Raw genomic sequence first — 18,554 nt, forward strand, 5'->3', positions numbered from 1 at the left:
CCGCTTCGGCTCCGAGTCTGTGGGGACCGCGCGGACACGGCCGTCACGTACGGCGGAGGATATCGACCTGATCGGCGACCACCTCGGCGATGAGCGCGTCCCTGTTCTCTGTGCCGGCGTGATCTTCGATGACCCGTCGGTAGAGGACGATATGGGTCGCACGATTCGCCGTCGCCGGGAACACTCGACCGAAACTCGGCTCGGTCGAACTCGCCGGTGGAACCGCATCGACGGCCAGCACCACCTCGGCGAGGAGATCCGGTTCGCGGGTGCGCATCCGGGCGAATTCGGCGGCAGCGGCCTGGGCGAAGCTCTCGGCCCGACTCAGCTTGGCCGGTACCGCGGCCCGGTGCAGCGGGGAGCGCAGGCCCCGTCCGTGCCGGTCGCGATGTCGCCTCGATCTCATAGGACGCCATTCTACGTGCGAGGCCGCCGCGCCTGAGCGAATCGGTCGAATCCGGCGTGTAGAGTATTGGACTGTGTCAGCCGTGAGAATGTGTTCAAAAGTCAGCTGCTCGCGCCCCGCCGCCGCCACTATGACGTACGTGCACGCTGATGCGACCGTCGTCATCGGGCCGCTGGGCAGGCGCGCCGAGCCGGGTGCCCACGACCTGTGCGCCGAACATGCTGCCAAGCTGACCGCGCCCGTGGACTGGCAGCTCATCCGCATCGATTCCGGGCAGGCCCCGCCCGAGCGCAGTCGCGACGACCTCTTGGCCATCGCCGATGCTGTGAGGGAAGCCGCCGACCGTGCCGACCGGACCCCGGCCCGCGGCGAACAGACCGGCGCGAACGATTCCGCGCACTCCGGCCGCAAGCACGGACACCTGCGCATCATCGGCGACTCATGAGCCCCACCGGCTCGTCCTCGTCCGAAGCCTCGCCCGAGACACCGAACCCCGCTTCGAACGACGCGGGCCCGGCCCCGCACCGCACCGCCGCCCTCACCGCGGTCGTGGGCTCCTATGACATCCGCGGGCGCATCCCGGACGAGCTCGACGATGACGTCCTCTTCGCCCTCGGCTTCGCGACCGCAGCGACGATGGCCGAGCTCCACTCCACCACCGAGGTGGTCCTCGGACATGACATGCGCCCGAGCTCGCCCGGGTTCGCCCACGCCTTCGCCGCGGGAGTCGAAGCCGCCGGATTACGACCGATGCTGCTGGGACTGTGCTCGACCGACCAGCTCTACTTCGCTTCGGGGATCTTCGACATCCCCGGTGCGATGATCACTGCCAGCCACAACCCCGCCGACTACAACGGGATCAAGATCTGCGGCCCCCGCGCCGCCGGGGTCAGCCTCGCCTCCGGTCTGTCCCGAGTCAGGGAGCTCGCCGCCACGGCACCTCTCAACGATGGCCGTGCCGTCGCCGTCGACGAAGGGGCAGCGAAGACCATGCGCGAACAGTACGTCGCGCGGATGCGGGCACTGACCCGCATCGAAGAGGTCACGGGACTGAAGATTGTCCTCGACGCCGGCAACGGCATGGCCGGCCGGCTCCTCGGGGAGGTCTTCGGCACCGACGCGGGAGCCGCCTCGGTGCCCTTCGAGGTGATCGGGCTGTACACGGAACTCGACGGCACCTTCCCCAACCACGAAGCGAATCCGCTCAAGCCCGAGAACCTCGTCGACGCCGCCCACGCCATCGTCGAGACCGGGGCGGATCTCGGACTCGTCTTCGACGGCGATGCCGATCGCTGCTTCTTCATCGACGAGACAGGAGCGACGATGTCGGCTTCGGCCGTCGGCGCCCTCGTCGCCGAACGAGAGATCGCCCGCGCACGAGCTCAGGGCAACGAACAGCCCACCGTCATCCACAACCTCATCACCTCCCGCAGCGTGGCCGAGACGATCACGGCCGCCGGCGGGCGTGCCCTGCGCTCGAAGGTCGGACACTCCGGGATCAAGACCCTCATGCGCGAAACCGGAGCGGTCTTCGCCTGCGAACACTCCGCCCACTTCTACTTCGAGGAGTTCTTCGGCGCGGACTCAGGCATGCTCGCCGCCTGCCACCTCATCTCGGCCCTGGCCGAGTCCGGAGCACCCGCCTCCCGACTCGTGGACTCCTTCGACCGTTTCGCGCAGTCCGGGGAGATCAACTTCACCGTGGCCGACCCCGACGCCGTGCTCTCGGACTTCGCCGCACACGCCGGAGACTTCCCGGACAACACGGTCGACGACCTGGACGGCATCGGACTCCAAGGTCACGACTGGTGGGTCAACCTGCGCAAGTCGAACACCGAACCCCTCGTCCGGCTCAACGTCGAAGCCGCGGACGTCGCCCGGATGCAGGAACTGCGGGATCGGGTCAGCGACTTCGTCACCGCTCGTGCCTGACCGACCGGTTCTCTGTCCGCGGACCGGGCCGGGTGGGACAAGCCAGCTGTTCGGGCAATAGACTCGAACACGATCCGACAGCCCGCCATATGGAGGTACCGTGCTCGATTCCACCGACTTCAAGGTCGCCGATCTCACCCTTGCCGAGGCCGGTCGGCACCAGATCCGCCTGGCCGAACGGGAGATGCCCGGGCTCATGGCCTTGCGCGACGAGTTCGCCGCCTCAGCGCCTCTGTCCGGTGCCCGCATCGCCGGCAGCCTGCACATGACCGTGCAGACCGCGGTGCTCATCGAAACCCTCGTGGCCCTCGGCGCCGAAGTCCGTTGGGCCAGCTGCAACATCTTCTCCACTCAGGACGAGGCCGCAGCCGCCGTCGTCGTCGGCTCCGGGACACCCGAGGCTCCGGCAGGGGTCCCGGTCTTCGCGTGGAAGGGCGAGACGCTCGAGGAGTACTGGTGGGCGGCCGACAAGATCTTCGATTTCCCCGAGGGCCCGAATCTCATCCTCGACGACGGCGGCGATGCCACCATGTACGTGCTCAAAGGCACTGAATTCGAGTCCGCTGGGGGAGTGCCCACCGCAGCCGAGGACGACCCGGAGGAATTCAAGGTCCTGCTCACCCAGATCGCTGCGGCGATCGAGGCGAACCCGGGCCGCTTCGCCCGGCTGGCCACCGGCATCAAGGGCGTGAGCGAGGAGACGACGACCGGAGTCAACCGCCTCTACCGCCTCGCCGAGCAGGGAGCGCTGCCGTTCCCCGCCATCAACGTCAATGACTCGGTGACGAAGTCGAAGTTCGACAACCGCTACGGCATCCGCCATTCCCTGCCCGACGGACTCAACCGCGCCACCGACGTGCTCATCGGCGGCAAGATCGCCGTCGTCGTCGGCTACGGAGACGTGGGCAAAGGCGCCGCAGAAGCCCTGCGCGGTCAGGGGGCGCGCGTCATCGTCACAGAGATCGACCCGATCTGCGCACTGCAGGCGACGATGGACGGCTACCAGGTCTCCCACCTCGCCGAGGCGGCACCACAGGCCGACATCATCATCACCACGACCGGGAACACCCGAGTCGTGAGCGTCGAGGTGCTGCAGACGCTCAAGCCCGGAGCGATCGTCGGCAACGTCGGCCACTTCGACGATGAGATCGACCTGGCCGGACTGTCCCGGCTGCCCGGTGTGGAGAAGATCGAGATCAAACCGCAGGTCCACGAATGGTCCGTTCCGGTGCCCGCCGAGGTGGGACTCGACCGGGCGCGGACGGACTTCCTCGTCCTCTCCGAAGGGCGGCTGCTCAACCTCGGCAACGCCACCGGGCACCCGTCGTTCGTCATGAGCGCGTCGTTCGCCAATCAGGTGCTCGCCCAGATCGAACTGTGGGCCGCCCACGAACGCTACGATGATTCGGTGCACCGTCTGGCGAAGGAACTCGACGAGAAGGTCGCACGTCTGCACCTGCCCGCGCTCGGAGCGAAGCTGAGCGAACTGAGCAAGGAACAGGCCGAATACATCGGCGTCGACGTGGCCGGACCGTACAAACCCGATCACTACCGCTACTGACGCCGCCAGCGGCCTCAGTGCGCTTTCGCCGGCATATGCAGTGCGACGCCGCCGGGCAGGCTCAGCACGCTGTCGTCGACGCGCTCAGCGCCCTGCTGGCGGCTCGCTCAGCGGCGGTGGAGGCTCAGGCCGTGGGGGAGCGTGTCGACCCCGGCTCTGAACTTCTCCGCCCGGGCCGCGCGCTGCCGGAGCGTGTCGACTTCGGCGGCGCGGATTCGGTGGATGACCGCGGACAGGAACTGTTCGGGGAAGGTTCCCTCCGGTGGTGCCGGCGCGACATAGGGGTTGAGTTCGGTGGCGAGTTCGATCGCCCGCTGCCATCTCGATTCGTTGCCGAGCTGCGGCGCCATGGCGAGGAACTGGACGATGCGCCGGTGCAGGCCCGCGGGCACTGCGGACACGTCCGTGCGGGCCAGCCACGCCTGCAGCTGCGGTGCCACATGTGTGTGCATCGGCGGAGGCGGAGCGCTGCGTTCGCTCACCGCCACGGTGCCGGCCAGATAATCGCCGAGGCGCTTCGCCTGAGGTGAGACGAGCCCGGACAGAGCGGCGATACCGCCGCCGGTGGACAGGATCTCGAAGGGCCACAGCAGTGCGCGGATGAACGAATGACGCAACCGCACGGCGCCGCCGTCGTCGCGGACGATGCGCAGCCCGAGGATGAGCTTTCCCAGCGACCGGCCGTGGCTGAGCACCTCGACGAGCATCGGCAGCAGCACGAACACGGACACCGTCATGATGGTCATGATCGAGGCCAGCAGCAGCCCATTGACGTCGAGCGCGGCCAGCAGCAGCCAGAACGTGGCGATGAGCAGCCCGATGTTCACGAGGGAATAGACGATGTAGTCGATGAGGCAGCTCAACGCGCGTGCCGCCAGCGCGGCTGGCTGGACGTTGAGTTCGACGGCTTCACCGGTGACCAGAGTACTCACCGGTCCATCGTGTCATATCCGGCCGAGAAATCGTCATGAGGCATGCGGTCTCCGATAGAGTGGAGGCATGGATCCGAACCTTCTGGCCGAGCTGCATGGCGATGACTGGCAGGAGCTGTCGGCACTGGCGAAGAAGAACACGCTGACCCCCGATCAGACGACACGGTTCCTCGACCTCTACCGGGCGGCGTCGAAGGATCTCTCTCGGATCATGACCGTCGCCCCGGACTCGCTCGAAGCCGCCCGGCTCTCCGCGATCGTCCACCGTTCCCGCAACCATCTGTCCTCCGTACCGAGCGGGGGACTGTCGGGTCTGTCGCGTTTCTTCGTCATCAGCCTGCCGCTGTCGCTGTACCGCCTGCGCTGGGATTTCGTCATCGTGGCCGCGGCGTTCCTCGCCGTCGCCGTCGTCTCCGGAGTGTGGGCGGGAATGCACCCGGAAGTGCTCGAGACCTTCGGCGACCGTGAGTTCCGCAGACAGTTCGCCGAACATGACTTCGTCGACTACTACAAGGAGAACCCGAACGGATTCTTCGCGGTGGGCGTGTGGACGAACAACGCGTGGATCGCCGTCCAATTCGTCCTCCTGGGCATCACCGGCGTCTATGTCGTCGCCGGACTGTTCTCCAACGCGATCAACGTCGGCTTCTCCGGCGCCATGATGTTCGAGTTCGACCGAGCGTCAGACTTCTTCCTCTACATCCTGCCGCACGGGATCCCCGAGATCAGCTGCATCATCCTCGCCGCAGCCGCCGGCCTGCGACTCTTCTTCGCCTGGGTCGTGCCGGGGCCCCGACTCCGTCGTGACAAGCTCGCCTCCGAAGCCCGGTCGCTGCTCATCGTCGCCGGCGGACTCGTGATTCTGCTCTTCGGTTCGGGCCTCATCGAGGGGTTCGTGACTCCGAACCCGATTCCGCCGGTGCTCAAGATCGCCATCGGAGTCCTCTGCACCGCGGCCGTCGTCCTCTATGCCCGGCACTTCGGCAAACGCGCGGCCGAGGCCGGGCTCAGCGCCGATCTCGACGAACATCAGGCCGGTTATTCCGTCATCTCCACCGACCATTAGAACACCCGGTCAGCGGCCGCCGACGGGTTCGTGTGAGCTGGCAGATGAGTCCGGGGCCGGGAACCCGTTCACAGGCCCCCGGTGACCTTGAGCCGGATGTAGAGGTCGGCCAGGGCACCGGGAAGATCCTCCGGTGCGGCCTGCACCGAGGACACACCGAGCCCGCGCAGACGGGTCCGCAACGAGGTCGTCGTCAGCAGCTCCGCCTCGGCGGCGGCCGCGGTGTAGATCTCCTCGGCATCACCGCGAGCCTCGGCGAGGTCACGCAGGGAAGGATCCTCGACACTGGCCACGACCACCCGGTGACGGCTGGTCAGGGTGGGCAGGACCGGCAGAATGTCGTCGGCGAGCGTCGACTCATCGAGCTGCGTGACCAACACGACGAGCGCCTGCTGACGAGCCGTGGCCAGCACCGAGGCGGTGATCGACTCCCAATCCGCGTCGAAGAGCTCCGGATGCACCGGGGTCAATGCCACCGACAGGTCATGGACCGGGTCGTGGGCGCGTCGGCTCGAGGCCATGGCGCGCACCCGGGCATCGGCGACGATGACATCGACGCGGTCGCCTGCTCCGGTGGCCAGGGCGGTGAGCAGCAGAGACGCTTCGAGGGCCGCATCGAAGACCGTACCCTCACCGCAGCGGCGGGCGGCGAAGCGGGAGGAGTCGACGACGATGACGACCCTTCGGTCCTTCTCCGGTCGCCACGTCTTGACGACGAGATCCTGAGCGCGGGCACTGGCCCGCCAGTCGATGGAGCGCACATCATCACCGTCGACATAGTCGCGCAGCGAATCGAACTCGGTGCCCAGGCCGCGGATCATCACCGCGGACCGGCCCTCGAGCTCACGCAGCTTCTGCGTCTTCGACGGCAGTTCCCGGCGAGAGGCGAACGGGGGCAGCACACGGACTTCGGCGGGGACCTCGATGCTCTTCTGGCGGGCGATGAGACCGAGCACGCTGCGGCTGCGCACCGTCACCAGATCGGCCGGCAGGGCTCCACGCCTGACCGGCTGCAGTGCTGTGCGCACCTCGGCCTCCTCGCCGGGCGCCAGGTCATGATGTGAGCGGGTCCTCACCGCTCCGGCGCTCGGCGCCCACGCGTCACGGACGTCCAGTCGCAGTCGCCGCGGCGAATCGTTGATCAGCGTCAGCGTGCTGTGGGTCCCGGCGCCGAGGCGGACGAGGGGGCCCGGTGTGCGCTGCAGCCGCAGATCATGGATGCGGGGGACGAGGAAGAAGTCGAGGACTCCGACGATGATGAGCACCCCGATCACGATGAGCCCCATCGTCCAGGTGGGCACGAGGAGGATCGGGACGAGACCGAGGAGAGTGAGCAGGAACAGCCGGGCGGTCATTCAGCGCGGAACTTCGGTGGTGGCGATGATCGAATCGAGGACCTGATTGACGTCGAGGCCGTCCATCTGCGCCTCGGGCCGCAGGATGACACGGTGACCGAGCGTCATATGCGCCAGTGCCTTGACATCGTCGGGGGTGACGTAGTTCCGTCCGCTCAGCCACGCGTGGGCGCGGGCGGCTCCGAGCATCCTCGTCGCTCCTCGGGGGGAGACACCCAGCGCCAGGGACGGGGCCCGGCGGGTGGCGCGGGCGAGATCGACGACATAGGTGATGATCTGCGGCGCGATGTATATTCCCGCGATGGCCTCACGGGCGCCGGCGATGAGGTCGGCGTCGACGACCGGGCGCAGGCCCGCCGCCGAGAGCTCGGCGGCATCGAAGCCGCGAGCGTGGCGCTCGAGGATCTCGAACTCGTGTTCACGTTCCGGCAGGTCGAGGACGAGTTTGAACAGGAACCGGTCGAGCTGGGCTTCCGGCAGCGGATAAGTGCCTTCATATTCGACGGGGTTCTGCGTGGCGGCGACGAGGAACGGTTCGGGCAGCCGGCGGGGACGACCACCGACGGACACCTGGTGCTCCTCCATCGCTTCGAGCAGCGCCGACTGGGTCTTCGGCGGGGTGCGGTTGATCTCATCGGCGATGAGGATGTTCGTGAACACCGGTCCGGGACGGAACGAGAAGTCAGCGGCCGAGGCGTCGAAGACCAGCGAACCGGTGACATCGCTGGGCATGAGGTCAGGGGTGAACTGGACGCGTGAACTCTCGAGGGAGACGGCGGCGGCGAAGCTGCGCACGAGGAGTGTCTTGGCAACTCCGGGCACACCTTCGAGGAGGACATGTCCCTGGCTCAGCAGAGCGATGAGCATTCCGGTGACCGCTTGGTCCTGACCGACGACGGCTTTGGCGATCTCGGTGCGCACACCGGTGAAGGCCTCGCGCAGCGGATCCGGTCCCGGCGCAGTCACCTGCTGGGCGGGGGCCTCGCCGCCGACCGGGGTCTGCGGAGCAGGGGGCGTGTCCGGTTCGGGGGCCTCCGGCGCAGCGGGAGTCTGGGGTGCGGAGTTGTCCTGCGGCGACTGGGTCATGGGATCTCACTTTCGATCTGGGTGAGTTGATGGACGAGGTCGGTGAGTTCGGCATCCGTACGCACAGGAGCCGAGACGAAGACATGATGGAGCAGAGCCGGATCCGCCCCGGTGGTTGCGGCGATGCGGTCGAGGATGTCCGGCATGCGGGCATCGGGGCTCAGCGCCAGACGTTTGGCGATCCTCAGCAGCGCCGCTGTGCGCAGAGTGTGCAGAGCACCGGCACGGTCGTGGCTGCGGGAGCTCAGGGCAGCACGGCCGTGGACTGTCTCCACAGCGGGCACGATCGCGGGCAGTCGCTCGACGGCCAGGGGGCCGAACCTCCGCCCGAGGACGAGGAGGAGGACGAGCGTGCAGGGGATGAGCCACAGGGCACCGGCGAGGAACCACCTGGGCACGTAGTCGATGAGCGACGGCGGCGGTTGCTCATCGGCGTCGAACTGCGGGTAGTACACGACGAGATGGTCGGTCTCCGACAGCGTCGAGAGGGCCAGGGCGGCGTTGCCCTCCTCATCGATGTGTTCGTTCGTCACCCACTCCGGATTGCCGATCACGGTCAGGGGGACCGGACCACCGGTATCGGTGACGAGCTGTCCGCGCGCGGATCCGGGAGCCACCTCGGCGCCGTCGACCTCCGTCACACCCGGGCCCGCGAACGGGTAGCACGCGGTGATGCCGTCGGTGCCCTTCGCCGTTTCGGCGTATTCCATCTCACCGGTGGTCACGGTGCCGGCGGCACGGGCACTCGGGGCCGAACAGTCCGGTTGTGACACCGGGTCCGGGGTGCTCAGCGGACTCCCATTGTCATTGACGGTGATGCGGTCGGTGAATGAGGCGACGTTCGCGCCCGGGTCGACGAGCGCGAGCCGATTGGCGTGCTTGCGCAGAGTGAATTCGAACCCGTTGATGTCCCCGGCCGACAGGGCATCGGTGTTGGCGGGGATGAGCAGGGTCGTATCGGGACGTGCGGCTGCGGTGCGTGCCGTCTTCTTGTCCTCGGTGGTGGTCACCTCGACGCCGTGGGCGCGCAGCGTCTCGACAAGAGCCTTCGTCCCGCTCCGCGAGGTCGAATCAAAGTGGAGGGGCTCGTCGACTTCGTCATCGGTTGTGAGGACCATCATCGCGATGACGACGATGAGGATGACGATGGCCGCTGTGATCCAGACTCCGACCGAACGCATCCGGGTGCCGAAGGGGATGCGGGTGCTCGAACGGGTGCCGCGGGTGGCCACATCCAGCTGTGCGCTCATGCCGGTGCCTCCTGCCTGTTGCGGACCGGCAGCGCGCTCAGGCTCCGGTCGAGAGCGCACTGCTGCGCGTAAACCGCGGACAGGTCTCGGTCCGGTCGCGACCGCTGTGCGGTCCTCTGTCCGTAGAGGAGGTCGTTGAAGACCTCAGCGACGCGGTGCAGGTCCGGGCCGTGGTCGGGCAGGGCCGCCTCGGCGTCGTGGGCGATCTCATTGGCCGTCGCCGAGGACTCCAACGACACGATCTGCTTGACCGAGAGGACCGCGAAGATCGCGCGGGACTCGTCGATGACCGCAGTCTCGAAGTCTCCCGCGGCCGCGGCCCGGGCCGCGCTCTCGCGCCACGGACCGGGTTCGGGCAGGGACACGACCGGGTCGAAGGCCGACAGCGGGAGGCCGGTGCGGCGGAACCCGGCACGGCGGATGCGCCAGATGATGAGGGCGATGATCGCGATCACGGCGAGCACGACGAGGAGCAGCAGCCACGGCGAATTCGCCCCCAGCGCGGCGCTGACGAGGGAATCCCACAGGGAGGACAGCCACTGGCCGATCTGCTCGAGCGGGGTGAGGTCGTTGGCCGCGTATTCCTGCTTCGACAGTTCATGTTCGACCCATTCGCGGCCGGTCCTGCGGTCGATGCTCGCCGAGGCGGCGCTGAGCTGGGCCACCGAGACCGCGGTGGTGAAGAGGCTGCCGGTCATCGCTCCTCCTCACTGCGGATGAGGATGAGGTCGAGACCTTCGGTGCGCATCTGCTGGTCGAAGTAGCAGACCGTGACGAGGCAGGAGAAGTAGGCGAAGAGCACGGCTGAGGAGATCAGCGTCAGAGCCAGCAGCAGACCGCCGGCGACGACTCCGAGGACGAGCTGTGCGGTGTCGTTGCCCTCCGTCGTGGCGAAGCCGAGGCCGACGGCGATGGAGATGACGAAGACCAGCGGTGAGATGACGAGCTGGACGAGCTGATTCGACAGGAAATAGCCGAGCGCCAGCTGACCGAGCAGCCTCCAGTACCCGCGCGATGTCAGCGCCCACGACCGGCGGATCCCGGCGCGCACATTGAGATCCTCGACGACGATCGATGCGCCGAGGAAGGACAGGCGCAGATTGATCCACAGGAGTGCGAGCAGCCACAGCAGCACGGCGATTCCGGCCCAGACGAAGGCGAGAACCGGAGAATCGATGAGAGCGAACAGAGCGGTGGGGGCGGCGAGGGCGAGCAGCAGGCCGAGGTTGATCGCCGACATGAGCACGGTCGCTGAGACCAGGCGCAGCCGACGGCCGGCTAGGGCCTTCCACGCCTCGGACAGGGTGGTCCTGCGTGCTCCGAAGGAGGCGCGGGTGCCGGTGGCGATGAGTCCGGAGAGCAGATGTGCCAGTCCGAGGCTGAGCAGGCTGAGAGCAGCCGATCCCAGCTGGGCGAGGGCGAGGAAGCCGGAGAGGGCCTCGTCGTTGCCGCTGAGATCGTAGAGGAACGGCAGGAACTGCACGGCGACGAATGTGCCGATGGCGGTGAGCAGAAGGCTCCAGAGCGTGAAGACGATGAGGGAGGAGCCGATGCTCAGCCCCGGCGCGAATCGCAGCAGCCGAAACCCGGAATCGAGTGCCTCGATGAAGGTCAGCGGACGTTTGGGCAACAGTCCGCGAGGCGGCGGAGGCGCCCAGCTGTGATGCGGGGCGGATGCGGTGCGGGCCTGCCATCGGCCGGTGTGCCAGTCGACCTCCGAGGTCCATGCATTCGAGCGTCCCATCACTGCCAATCCTGCCATGATTCTCCTGTTCGTGCCGAGCAGAGGCCACGTGATGACCGAGGTGGTCGGCTCGGCCCGATAGGGTAGGAGTGTCGGGAACGAAAGAACAGGCGAACATAAGGGACAATGGGAGCATGAACGCTCGAATCCTCGTAGTTGATGATGACACGGCTTTGGCCGAAATGATCGGAATTGTGCTCAAAAGTGAAGGCTTCGAGCCCTTCTTCTGTGCCACAGGCGACCAGGCGTTCGAGGAGTTCCAGAAGGTCAGCCCGGACCTCGTCCTCCTCGACCTGATGCTGCCGGGCAAGGACGGTCTCGAAGTCTGCCGAGAGATCCGCGAGGTGTCCTCGGTGCCGATCATCATGCTCACGGCGAAATCGGACACCGTCGACGTCGTCCTCGGTCTCGAATCCGGTGCCGACGACTATGTGCCGAAGCCATTCAAACCCAAGGAGCTCATCGCCCGTGTCCGTGCCCGCCTGCGGATCTCCGAACCGCAGGCCCCGGAGCTGCTGACCGTCGGCGATGTCGTCGTCGACGTGGCCGGCCACACCGTGACCAAGGGCGGTTCCCCGGTATCGCTGACTCCCCTCGAATTCGATCTGCTGGTGGCCTTGGCCCGCAAACCCTGGCAGGTGTTCTCTCGTGAGACTCTCCTCGAAGAGGTCTGGGGCTACCGTCATGCCGCCGACACTCGACTGGTCAACGTGCACGTGCAGCGGCTGCGGTCGAAGATCGAACGCGACCCAGAGAAACCCGACATCATCGTCACTGTCCGCGGCGTCGGCTATAAGGCCGGCAGAGCCGCGTGAGTTCCGGGTCGGCAGCGGGCGGGCCCATCCGCACCGCGGCCTCGGCACTGCGAACGTTCTGGAGTTTCATCCTTCGATCGTTCAGCCACTCCCTGCAGGTCAGGATCGTCGCTCTCACCATCGTGCTCACTTCGGTGGCGATCTTCGGAGTCGGCACCTATATGTCCCAGCAGATCGCCCGCGGCCTCTTTGACACCCGTCTGGACTCTCTGTCCTCACAGGCCCGGTCGATCCTTTCCGAGCTGCGTTCTCTGGCTCCCGTCGATGGTCAGGCGGTGACTCAGGACACCCTGTCTTCGCAGTTGTCGTCGATCTACAACCGTTCGGCCGGGTCGGTGTATTCGCTGACACTGGAGCCGAAGGAACCGAACTCCTCGTTCACCACGATCACCGCCGGCGTCGCCGAGGAGGACGGGGAAACGGCGAAGGTGCCCGTCACCGACGAACTGCGCGAAGCCATCCGCAAAGCCCCGACCGATGACAAGCTCTACCAATCAGTGAGTCTGCCGGACGGCAACGGCCCCGGACTGCTCATCACCCAGGAGCTGCAGATCCCGGGCGCCGGCCAATTCCAGCTCTATTACCTGGGCGATCTCAGCGAACAGCAGGACACCCTGAACTTCGTGCAGAGGTCGATGTTCGTCGCCGCACTCGTCCTCGTCGTCCTCGTCGGTGCCGTCGCCTGGATCGTCACACGCCTCGTCGTCACCCCTGTGCGCACGGGGGCCGAAGTCGCCCGCCTCATCGCCGACGGTGACCTCGACGAACGCATGCCCGTGCACGGCAACGACGAGATCGCGGTGCTCGGTGAGAGCTTCAACGACATGGCCGACACTCTGCAGCATCAGATCGAGCAGATGGAACGGCTGTCCGTGCTGCAGCGTCAGTTCGTCTCCGACGTCTCGCACGAACTGCGCACACCGCTGACGACGATCCGCGCCGCCGCGGACCTCATCTACGACTCGCGTGACGAACTCGACCCCGTCACCGCCCGCAGCGCCGAGCTGCTGAATTCGCAGGCCGAACGCTTCGACAATCTGCTCTCCGACCTGCTCGAGATCTCCCGCTACGATGCCGGTGCCGCAGCGCTCGTGGCCAAACCCGTCGACATCGGGGCCATCGTCACCTCCGTCATCGAGACGGTGTCGATGGTCGCCGAGCAGATGTCGACGGGCATCGTCGTCCACGCCCCGTCCTCGCCGGTGATGGCCGAGGCCGACCGGGTGCGCATCACCCGCATCGTGCGCAATCTCGTGGTGAATGCGATCGAGCATGGTGACGGCAACCCGATCGACATCTATGTCGCCTCCAATGCCGAGGCCGTCGCAGTCAGCGTGCGCGACCACGGTGTGGGCATGAACTTGGAACAGGTCGAGCATGTCTTCGACCGGTTCTGGCGCGCCGACCCGGCCCGCAAACGCACCCTCGGCGGTTCCGGGCTGGGCTTGGCGATCTCACTCGAGGACGCTCACCTGCACAGCGGGTGGCTGCAGGTCTGGGGCAAACCCGGCGAGGGGTCCTGTTTCCGTCTGACGATTCCGCGTCGCCCGGATCAGGAGATCACCTCCTCACCGCTGCCGCTGCCGCCCCGCGATGCGCAGATCCAGGGTGCCGCCCTCGTCGCCGGTCCTCTGTCTTCCGATGGATCCGTGCGGATCCAGACCGGGTCGATCCCGATCGTCGTTGAAACCGATCAGACGATGGCCGCCGAGGACGAACAGCAGGACACCGATGCCGCCGAGGCGGCGGATTCCGATGAGGACGACAACCGCCTCGGCGACGCCGCCGAGACCGATGGCGAAGGCGAAGGAGGCCGATCATGACATCGCTGCAGTCACGAAGGTTCCGCGTGCGGACGATCCTGGTCTCCGTATTCGCCTCTCTCGCCCTTGTCGGCTGCTCGTCGATCCCGACCTCCTCACCGGTCGGCCACATCGAAGACGATTCGGGGGATCCCGGGGCCAGCAATGCCCGCATCCCCGACGGGCCTGAACCCGGCGACAGCATTTCGGAGATCGTGCGCGGATTCCTCGCCGCGGGCGCGGGAACCGGCAACAACTTCTCCGTCGCCCGTTCATTCCTCACCGAGGCCGAAGCGCAGGAGTGGAGTCCGCAGGAATCCGTGTCGGTGCTGCCCAACGACACGGACATCGATTCCTTGAACCAAGAGGTCACCTCCGACCAGAAGACCCTGAGCATGTCGGCCCCGGTGGTCGGCCTCGTCGACTCCTCCGGCGTGTACAACTCGACGAAACCCGGCACCCAGTCGACTCTGGAGTTCTCGCTGCGGCAGGAGAACGGCGAATGGCGGATCTCCTCGGCCCCGGACGGCCTGCTCATCAGCCAGTCCGATTTCCGCACGATCTTCCTCAACTACTCGCTGCAGTTCTTCACCTCCGACTACTCGTATCTCGTCCCCGACTCCCGGTGGTTCCTCCGCTCCTCGTCGACCCCGACTGCGCTGATGAACGAACTGCTCAGCGGGCCGGCCCCGTATCTGTCGGGCGCGGTGATCACCGCTGTCCCGGACGGCGCGAAGCTCAGCGAATCGAACGTTGTGACGATCGAGAACGGGGTCGCACATGTGTCGTTGGGACCGCAGAGCCCCGCCCTCTCGGACCGGGAGAAGGGGCTGATCCGCCAGCAGATCTCAACGACTCTTCAGGTCATCCCCTCGGTCTCGAGCATCGAACTGAGCATCGGCGGGCAGACGATCTCTGCGAGCCTGCAGCCGAAGACCGACACGTCCATCCAGGTCGACGGTCCTCCCGTGGTGCTCGCCGACAACCGGCTCTCCCGGGTTTCGGGCACCACCGTGGCCAAGGTCGAGAACAGTCCGAACCTCAAGGGGAAGAAGGCCAGCGATCCTGCGGTCTCGCTCGATGATTCCCTGTACGTGTACCTGCAGAACGAGCGCCGGGAACTCATGCGGTTGAAATCTGACGCGGTCGACGCCACCCCGATCCTCGAGGGCAGACAGCTCGTGCGTCCGAGTATCGACCGGTTCAACATGACGTGGACCGGGGAGGCCGCGAACAAGGGCGAGCTCAAGGCGGTGGGCCGTGACGGCAAGGTCTTCACCGTGGCCGTGGACTTCCTCTCCGGCAGGCAGCTCGCCGACGTCGAAGTCTCCCGCGACGGCACCCGAGTCGCCCTGCTCAGTCGCCACAAGGGGGAACCGGACCGCATCGACGTCGTGGGCATCCCCCGGGACAAGGCCGGAAACCCGTCCGGCCACGCCTCCGAGACCCCGATCTCCGTGGGCGCGAACTTCGACGAGGTCAAGGACGTCTCCTGGGCCGGTTCGACCAATCTGGTGGCTCTGGCGGCCGAAGAGGGCGACTCCGCGCAGCCGTTCCGCATCGGCGTCACCGGTCCCTCGGAGCAGCTCGGTGAGGTCTCCGGCGGAAGCCGTATCGCCGGTGGCGCCGATGGCCGCTCGATCCTGGTCACCGGCTCCGAGGGGGCGCTGTATTCGTATAACTCGAATGCGTGGCAGAAACTCGTCGATGTTGCGGCGAAGGATCCGTCCTACCCCGGCTGACCGCTAGGCCCGTGGGGTTGCGGGCGCATAGTAGATTGCTCCCATGGGGCTGCTCGAGGAGGTCGGCGAACTGCTCCTGCCCCGACGATGCGCCGGATGCGGGCGGGAGAACGTCTCGCTGTGTACGAGTTGCCTGCAGCTGCTCGGCGGAATCCCGCGGGCGATGGAGCCGCGCTACGGTCAGATTCCGATCGTCGGCGTCTGCGAATACAACTCGCGCATCTCGCGGATGGTCGTCGGATATAAGGACGGAGGCCGCCGCGACATCCTCGATCCCCTGGCACTGGCCCTGAACCGCTCGGTCGTCGCGGCCCTCGACCTCATCGGCTACAGGGGAGGGGCGATCAGACTCTTCCCGGCCCCAAGCTCAGCTCGTGCCAGGCGTCGTCGCGGCGGTTCCCATACCGCCGCTCTGGCGCGGAGGGCGCAGGAGCTGGCCCCGGAGCTGCCGTTGGAAGTCCATGACGTGCTGCGGGCCGAACGGTCCCGGGACCAGGTCGGGCTCGGAGCGAAGGAGCGGTCGAAGAACGCCTCTCGCACCCAGCATCTCGATGCGGTGGAACTGGAGATCATTCGGTCATCCGAACCGCGTGACCGGCGGCGGGCCGCCTCGGCGGACATCCTCGTCGATGACTTCTCCACGACCGGTGCGACCTTGGCAGAAAGCGCACGATTATTAGCATCGGTGCAGATCAGACCCGCTGCAGGAGCCGTTCTCGGGCTCGGCCGCGGGGGCACTCGATTTGTCTCTCCCTTTACTGTATAACGGTGTTTACCCATCCAAGGGCATGGGATCGGATGAATCCGACGAGCGAGTCGCTAAGGACACATCATGGACATCGTTGTCAACGGCCGTCAACTGACCATCTCCGACAGCTTTCGAGCCCACATCGAGGACAAGATCGCGAAGGTCGAACAGCTCGCTCCCCGAGCTCAGCGCGTCGAAGTGCACGTCACCCACGAGAAGAACTCCCGCCAGCCCGAGACGAGCGAGAGGGTTGAACTCACCGTGGTGGCGAAGGGGCCGGCGATTCGGGCTGAGGCCATGGCCAGCGACAAATACGCGGCCCTCGATCTGGCATGGGCCAAGCTCGTCGAGCGGCTGAGGCGCGCCAGAGATCGGCACAAGGTTCCGCGTTCGGGTCACCACCGCAAGGAATCCACCGCCGAAGCGTTGGCGAAGATGCCGATTGCCGAACCGCTGATTCCCGACCCTGACGCCGACTCTTCGGCCGCGGCAGACGATCAGCCGACGAACGTCGACAAGACGAACGGTCGGATCAAGGCCGAGGGCGATTCGCCGGTGGTCCTGCGGGAGAAGACCTTCACCGCCGCACCGATCGGCATCGAAGAGGCCCTCAACCGGATGGAGCTCGTCGGTCACGACTTCTACCTGTTCATCGATGAGGAGTCGAGCAAGCCCTCCGTCGTCTACCGCCGCAAGGGCTGGAGCTACGGAGTCATCGCCCTCGACCGCGAACTCGAAGAAGCAGCCGACTAACCTCCCCTATTACTACGTGACGGCGGCCCAGCAACCTCGCGCGAGGTTGCTGGGCCGCCGTCACGTAGTAATAGGGGAGGGGAATGTAGCGTGGGATCATGCAGAAGATGACACGCGCGCAGGCACGCAGGACTGCCATCGCGGCGGCCGGACTCGACCGGCCGCGACCGCAGCGGGTCACGGCTCGCCACCTGAGATCAGTCTTCGCCACGATGGGGCTGACCCAGATCGACTCCGTGGCGCGTGTCGTCCGCTCCCACTACCTTCCATTCTTCTCCCGCCTGGGACCGTACCCACGCGAGACGCTCGACCGCCTGTTCTATTCCTCGCCGAGGATGGGCGTCGAATACTGGGCCCATGCGGCGGCGTTCGTGCCCCCGCAGACGTGGAACCACTTCGCACGCAACCGCGCCGAGTGGTGGCGAAACGACTACGGACAACGGCACCCCGAATCCGGTGCCGCCTTCCGTGGGCTGCAGACCTCCGTGCTCGACGTGCTGGCCGCAGGACCGAAGACGGCGCGCCAGGTCTCCGAACTCGTCGACCATGATCTGCCCGAACGGCATCGGGGGCACTGGGGCTGGAACCCCAGCCAGGTCAAACTCGCCCTCGAGGCGCTGTTCGCCGGAGGCGTGATCAGCGCCTCCGGGCGCAATGATCACTTCGAACGGATCTACGCACGCACGAAACACGTGTCCCCGGAACTGCCCGAGATCCCCTTGGCCTTCGGGACCCCTGAGAACCCGGACCTCGGCCTCGACCCCGTCGCTTCCCGTCAGCGGGGAGTCTCCGGCGTCGACAACGACGTCCTCGCCCTGACCCGCACCGCCTCCCGTGCTTTGGGAATCGCCCGTCCCGACGATATCGCGGACTACTTCCGACAGCTGCGCGCACCCACCGACACCGCCATCGCGGAACTGCTTGCCACTGGTGAACTGCGCGAAGTCGAGGTCGACGGCGTCACCGCCCTGCGCTGGCATGAGGCACGCACCCCGCGCACAGTGGACGCGCGAGCACTGTTGGCTCCCTTCGACCCACTCGTCTTCTACCGGCCGCGCATCGACTGGCTCTTCGACTTCCACTACCGCATCGAGATCTACACCCCCGCTCCGCAGCGCGTGTACGGCTACTATGTGACGCCGTTCCTCCTCGGTGATCGGCTCGTCGGCCGCGTCGATCTGCACCGGGACCGTGCGGCGGGCACCCTGCGTGCACACCGGGTGACATGGGAGCCGGGGGAGGAGCACACAGCGGAGCTCGTCCAAGAGCTCCAGGCGATGGCCACATGGCTGGGCCTGAGCGGAGTGGACCTCGAAGGCACTCACCTGCCATTAAGCTAGAGACTATACAGTCGTTCGAGTT

General features: G+C 66.6%; 17 protein-coding genes. 10 read left to right on the forward strand and 7 right to left on the reverse strand.

Features of this window, described 5'->3' with window-relative positions:
• Positions 1–43: 43 nt before the first annotated feature.
• Positions 44–406: a hypothetical protein gene (locus EB836_RS04890; RefSeq protein ID WP_135538127.1), complete on the reverse strand. Its 363-nt coding sequence runs from the start codon at positions 404–406 to the stop codon at positions 44–46.
• An 88-nt stretch (positions 407–494) separates the two neighbouring features.
• Between EB836_RS04890 and EB836_RS04895 the strand changes: the two genes are divergently transcribed.
• The 3 genes from EB836_RS04895 to ahcY all read left to right on the forward strand — a co-directional run bounded on the left by EB836_RS04895 (position 495) and on the right by ahcY (position 3,899).
• Positions 495–851, forward strand: coding sequence for a DUF3499 domain-containing protein (locus tag EB836_RS04895; RefSeq protein ID WP_135538407.1), 357 nt, complete (start codon positions 495–497; stop codon positions 849–851).
• Positions 848–2,338: a phosphomannomutase/phosphoglucomutase gene (gene manB, locus EB836_RS04900; protein ID WP_135538129.1), complete on the forward strand. Its 1,491-nt coding sequence runs from the start codon at positions 848–850 to the stop codon at positions 2,336–2,338. The genes EB836_RS04895 and manB overlap by 4 nt, the downstream gene beginning before the upstream one ends.
• Positions 2,339–2,438: 100 nt before the next feature.
• Positions 2,439–3,899, forward strand: a complete 1,461-nt coding sequence (gene ahcY / locus EB836_RS04905; protein WP_135538131.1) for an adenosylhomocysteinase — start codon at positions 2,439–2,441, stop codon at positions 3,897–3,899.
• Positions 3,900–4,006: 107 nt separating this feature from the next.
• Here the strand turns inward: ahcY and EB836_RS04910 are convergent, their stop codons facing one another.
• Positions 4,007–4,831 carry an RDD family protein gene (locus EB836_RS04910; RefSeq protein WP_135538133.1) on the reverse strand — a complete coding sequence of 275 codons (825 nt, stop codon included), beginning with the start codon at positions 4,829–4,831 and terminating at the stop codon, positions 4,007–4,009.
• A gap of 67 nt (positions 4,832–4,898) precedes the next feature.
• Here EB836_RS04910 and EB836_RS04915 point away from each other — a divergent pair, with 67 nt between their 5' ends.
• Positions 4,899–5,897 (forward strand): stage II sporulation protein M, encoded by a 999-nt coding sequence (locus EB836_RS04915; protein ID WP_135538135.1) that lies wholly within the window; start codon positions 4,899–4,901, stop codon positions 5,895–5,897.
• 68 nt (positions 5,898–5,965) lie between these two features.
• Here EB836_RS04915 and EB836_RS04920 read toward each other — a convergent pair whose 3' ends face one another.
• The 5 genes from EB836_RS04920 to EB836_RS04940 are packed head-to-tail and all read right to left on the reverse strand — an operon-like array spanning position 5,966 to position 11,350.
• Entirely contained in the window at positions 5,966–7,252 is a 1,287-nt protein-coding gene (locus EB836_RS04920) for a DUF58 domain-containing protein (RefSeq protein ID WP_135538137.1), read from the reverse strand.
• Positions 7,253–8,338 carry a MoxR family ATPase gene (locus tag EB836_RS04925; protein ID WP_135538139.1) on the reverse strand — a complete coding sequence of 362 codons (1,086 nt, stop codon included), beginning with the start codon at positions 8,336–8,338 and terminating at the stop codon, positions 7,253–7,255.
• On the reverse strand, positions 8,335–9,588 hold the full coding sequence (locus tag EB836_RS04930; RefSeq protein ID WP_135538140.1) for a DUF4350 domain-containing protein: 1,254 nt from the start codon (positions 9,586–9,588) through the stop codon (positions 8,335–8,337). Before EB836_RS04930 ends, EB836_RS04925 begins: the two co-directional genes overlap by 4 nt.
• The gene (locus EB836_RS04935; RefSeq protein WP_135538142.1) at positions 9,585–10,286 is read right to left on the reverse strand and encodes a DUF4129 domain-containing protein; all 702 of its coding nucleotides are present in this window, start codon (positions 10,284–10,286) and stop codon (positions 9,585–9,587) included. The genes EB836_RS04930 and EB836_RS04935 overlap by 4 nt, the downstream gene beginning before the upstream one ends.
• Positions 10,283–11,350 (reverse strand): hypothetical protein, encoded by a 1,068-nt coding sequence (locus tag EB836_RS04940; RefSeq protein WP_240689609.1) that lies wholly within the window; start codon positions 11,348–11,350, stop codon positions 10,283–10,285. Before EB836_RS04940 ends, EB836_RS04935 begins: the two co-directional genes overlap by 4 nt.
• Before the next feature lie 116 nt (positions 11,351–11,466).
• On the opposite strand from EB836_RS04940, the gene mtrA reads away from it, so the two are divergent.
• From mtrA to EB836_RS04970, 6 genes are all read left to right on the forward strand, one after another.
• Positions 11,467–12,147: an MtrAB system response regulator MtrA gene (mtrA, locus tag EB836_RS04945; RefSeq protein WP_135538143.1), complete on the forward strand. Its 681-nt coding sequence runs from the start codon at positions 11,467–11,469 to the stop codon at positions 12,145–12,147.
• Positions 12,144–13,970, forward strand: coding sequence for an MtrAB system histidine kinase MtrB (gene mtrB / locus EB836_RS04950; protein WP_240689610.1), 1,827 nt, complete (start codon positions 12,144–12,146; stop codon positions 13,968–13,970). Before mtrA ends, mtrB begins: the two co-directional genes overlap by 4 nt.
• Positions 13,967–15,691 carry an LpqB family beta-propeller domain-containing protein gene (locus tag EB836_RS04955; RefSeq protein ID WP_135538145.1) on the forward strand — a complete coding sequence of 575 codons (1,725 nt, stop codon included), beginning with the start codon at positions 13,967–13,969 and terminating at the stop codon, positions 15,689–15,691. The genes mtrB and EB836_RS04955 overlap by 4 nt, the downstream gene beginning before the upstream one ends.
• Positions 15,692–15,734: 43 nt before the next feature.
• Positions 15,735–16,457 (forward strand): ComF family protein, encoded by a 723-nt coding sequence (locus EB836_RS04960; RefSeq protein WP_135538147.1) that lies wholly within the window; start codon positions 15,735–15,737, stop codon positions 16,455–16,457.
• A gap of 66 nt (positions 16,458–16,523) precedes the next feature.
• Positions 16,524–17,192 carry a ribosome-associated translation inhibitor RaiA gene (raiA, locus tag EB836_RS04965; protein ID WP_135538148.1) on the forward strand — a complete coding sequence of 223 codons (669 nt, stop codon included), beginning with the start codon at positions 16,524–16,526 and terminating at the stop codon, positions 17,190–17,192.
• Positions 17,193–17,290: 98 nt separating this feature from the next.
• Complete coding sequence (locus EB836_RS04970) at positions 17,291–18,532, forward strand: crosslink repair DNA glycosylase YcaQ family protein (RefSeq protein ID WP_135538150.1); 1,242 nt, start codon at positions 17,291–17,293, stop codon at positions 18,530–18,532.
• The last annotated feature ends 22 nt before the right edge of the window (positions 18,533–18,554 follow it).

This window comes from Brevibacterium sp. S111 (assembly GCF_004745075.1).
Classification (GTDB): Bacteria; Actinomycetota; Actinomycetes; order Actinomycetales; family Brevibacteriaceae; genus Brevibacterium.

What these genes read in the sequence shown, in the direction of transcription:
- EB836_RS04890 (WP_135538127.1), bottom strand. Translation starts at nt 406, where the DNA reads ATGAGATCGAGGCGACATCGCGACCGGCACGGACGGGGCCTGCGCTCC.
- EB836_RS04895 (WP_135538407.1), top strand. Translation starts at nt 495, where the DNA reads ATGTGTTCAAAAGTCAGCTGCTCGCGCCCCGCCGCCGCCACTATGACG.
- manB (WP_135538129.1), top strand. Translation starts at nt 848, where the DNA reads ATGAGCCCCACCGGCTCGTCCTCGTCCGAAGCCTCGCCCGAGACACCG.
- EB836_RS04915 (WP_135538135.1), top strand. Translation starts at nt 4,899, where the DNA reads ATGGATCCGAACCTTCTGGCCGAGCTGCATGGCGATGACTGGCAGGAG.
- EB836_RS04920 (WP_135538137.1), bottom strand. Translation starts at nt 7,252, where the DNA reads ATGACCGCCCGGCTGTTCCTGCTCACTCTCCTCGGTCTCGTCCCGATC.
- EB836_RS04925 (WP_135538139.1), bottom strand. Translation starts at nt 8,338, where the DNA reads ATGACCCAGTCGCCGCAGGACAACTCCGCACCCCAGACTCCCGCTGCG.
- EB836_RS04930 (WP_135538140.1), bottom strand. Translation starts at nt 9,588, where the DNA reads ATGAGCGCACAGCTGGATGTGGCCACCCGCGGCACCCGTTCGAGCACC.
- EB836_RS04935 (WP_135538142.1), bottom strand. Translation starts at nt 10,286, where the DNA reads ATGACCGGCAGCCTCTTCACCACCGCGGTCTCGGTGGCCCAGCTCAGC.
- EB836_RS04940 (WP_240689609.1), bottom strand. Translation starts at nt 11,350, where the DNA reads ATGGCAGGATTGGCAGTGATGGGACGCTCGAATGCATGGACCTCGGAG.
- mtrA (WP_135538143.1), top strand. Translation starts at nt 11,467, where the DNA reads ATGAACGCTCGAATCCTCGTAGTTGATGATGACACGGCTTTGGCCGAA.
- EB836_RS04955 (WP_135538145.1), top strand. Translation starts at nt 13,967, where the DNA reads ATGACATCGCTGCAGTCACGAAGGTTCCGCGTGCGGACGATCCTGGTC.
- EB836_RS04960 (WP_135538147.1), top strand. Translation starts at nt 15,735, where the DNA reads ATGGGGCTGCTCGAGGAGGTCGGCGAACTGCTCCTGCCCCGACGATGC.
- raiA (WP_135538148.1), top strand. Translation starts at nt 16,524, where the DNA reads ATGGACATCGTTGTCAACGGCCGTCAACTGACCATCTCCGACAGCTTT.
- EB836_RS04970 (WP_135538150.1), top strand. Translation starts at nt 17,291, where the DNA reads ATGCAGAAGATGACACGCGCGCAGGCACGCAGGACTGCCATCGCGGCG.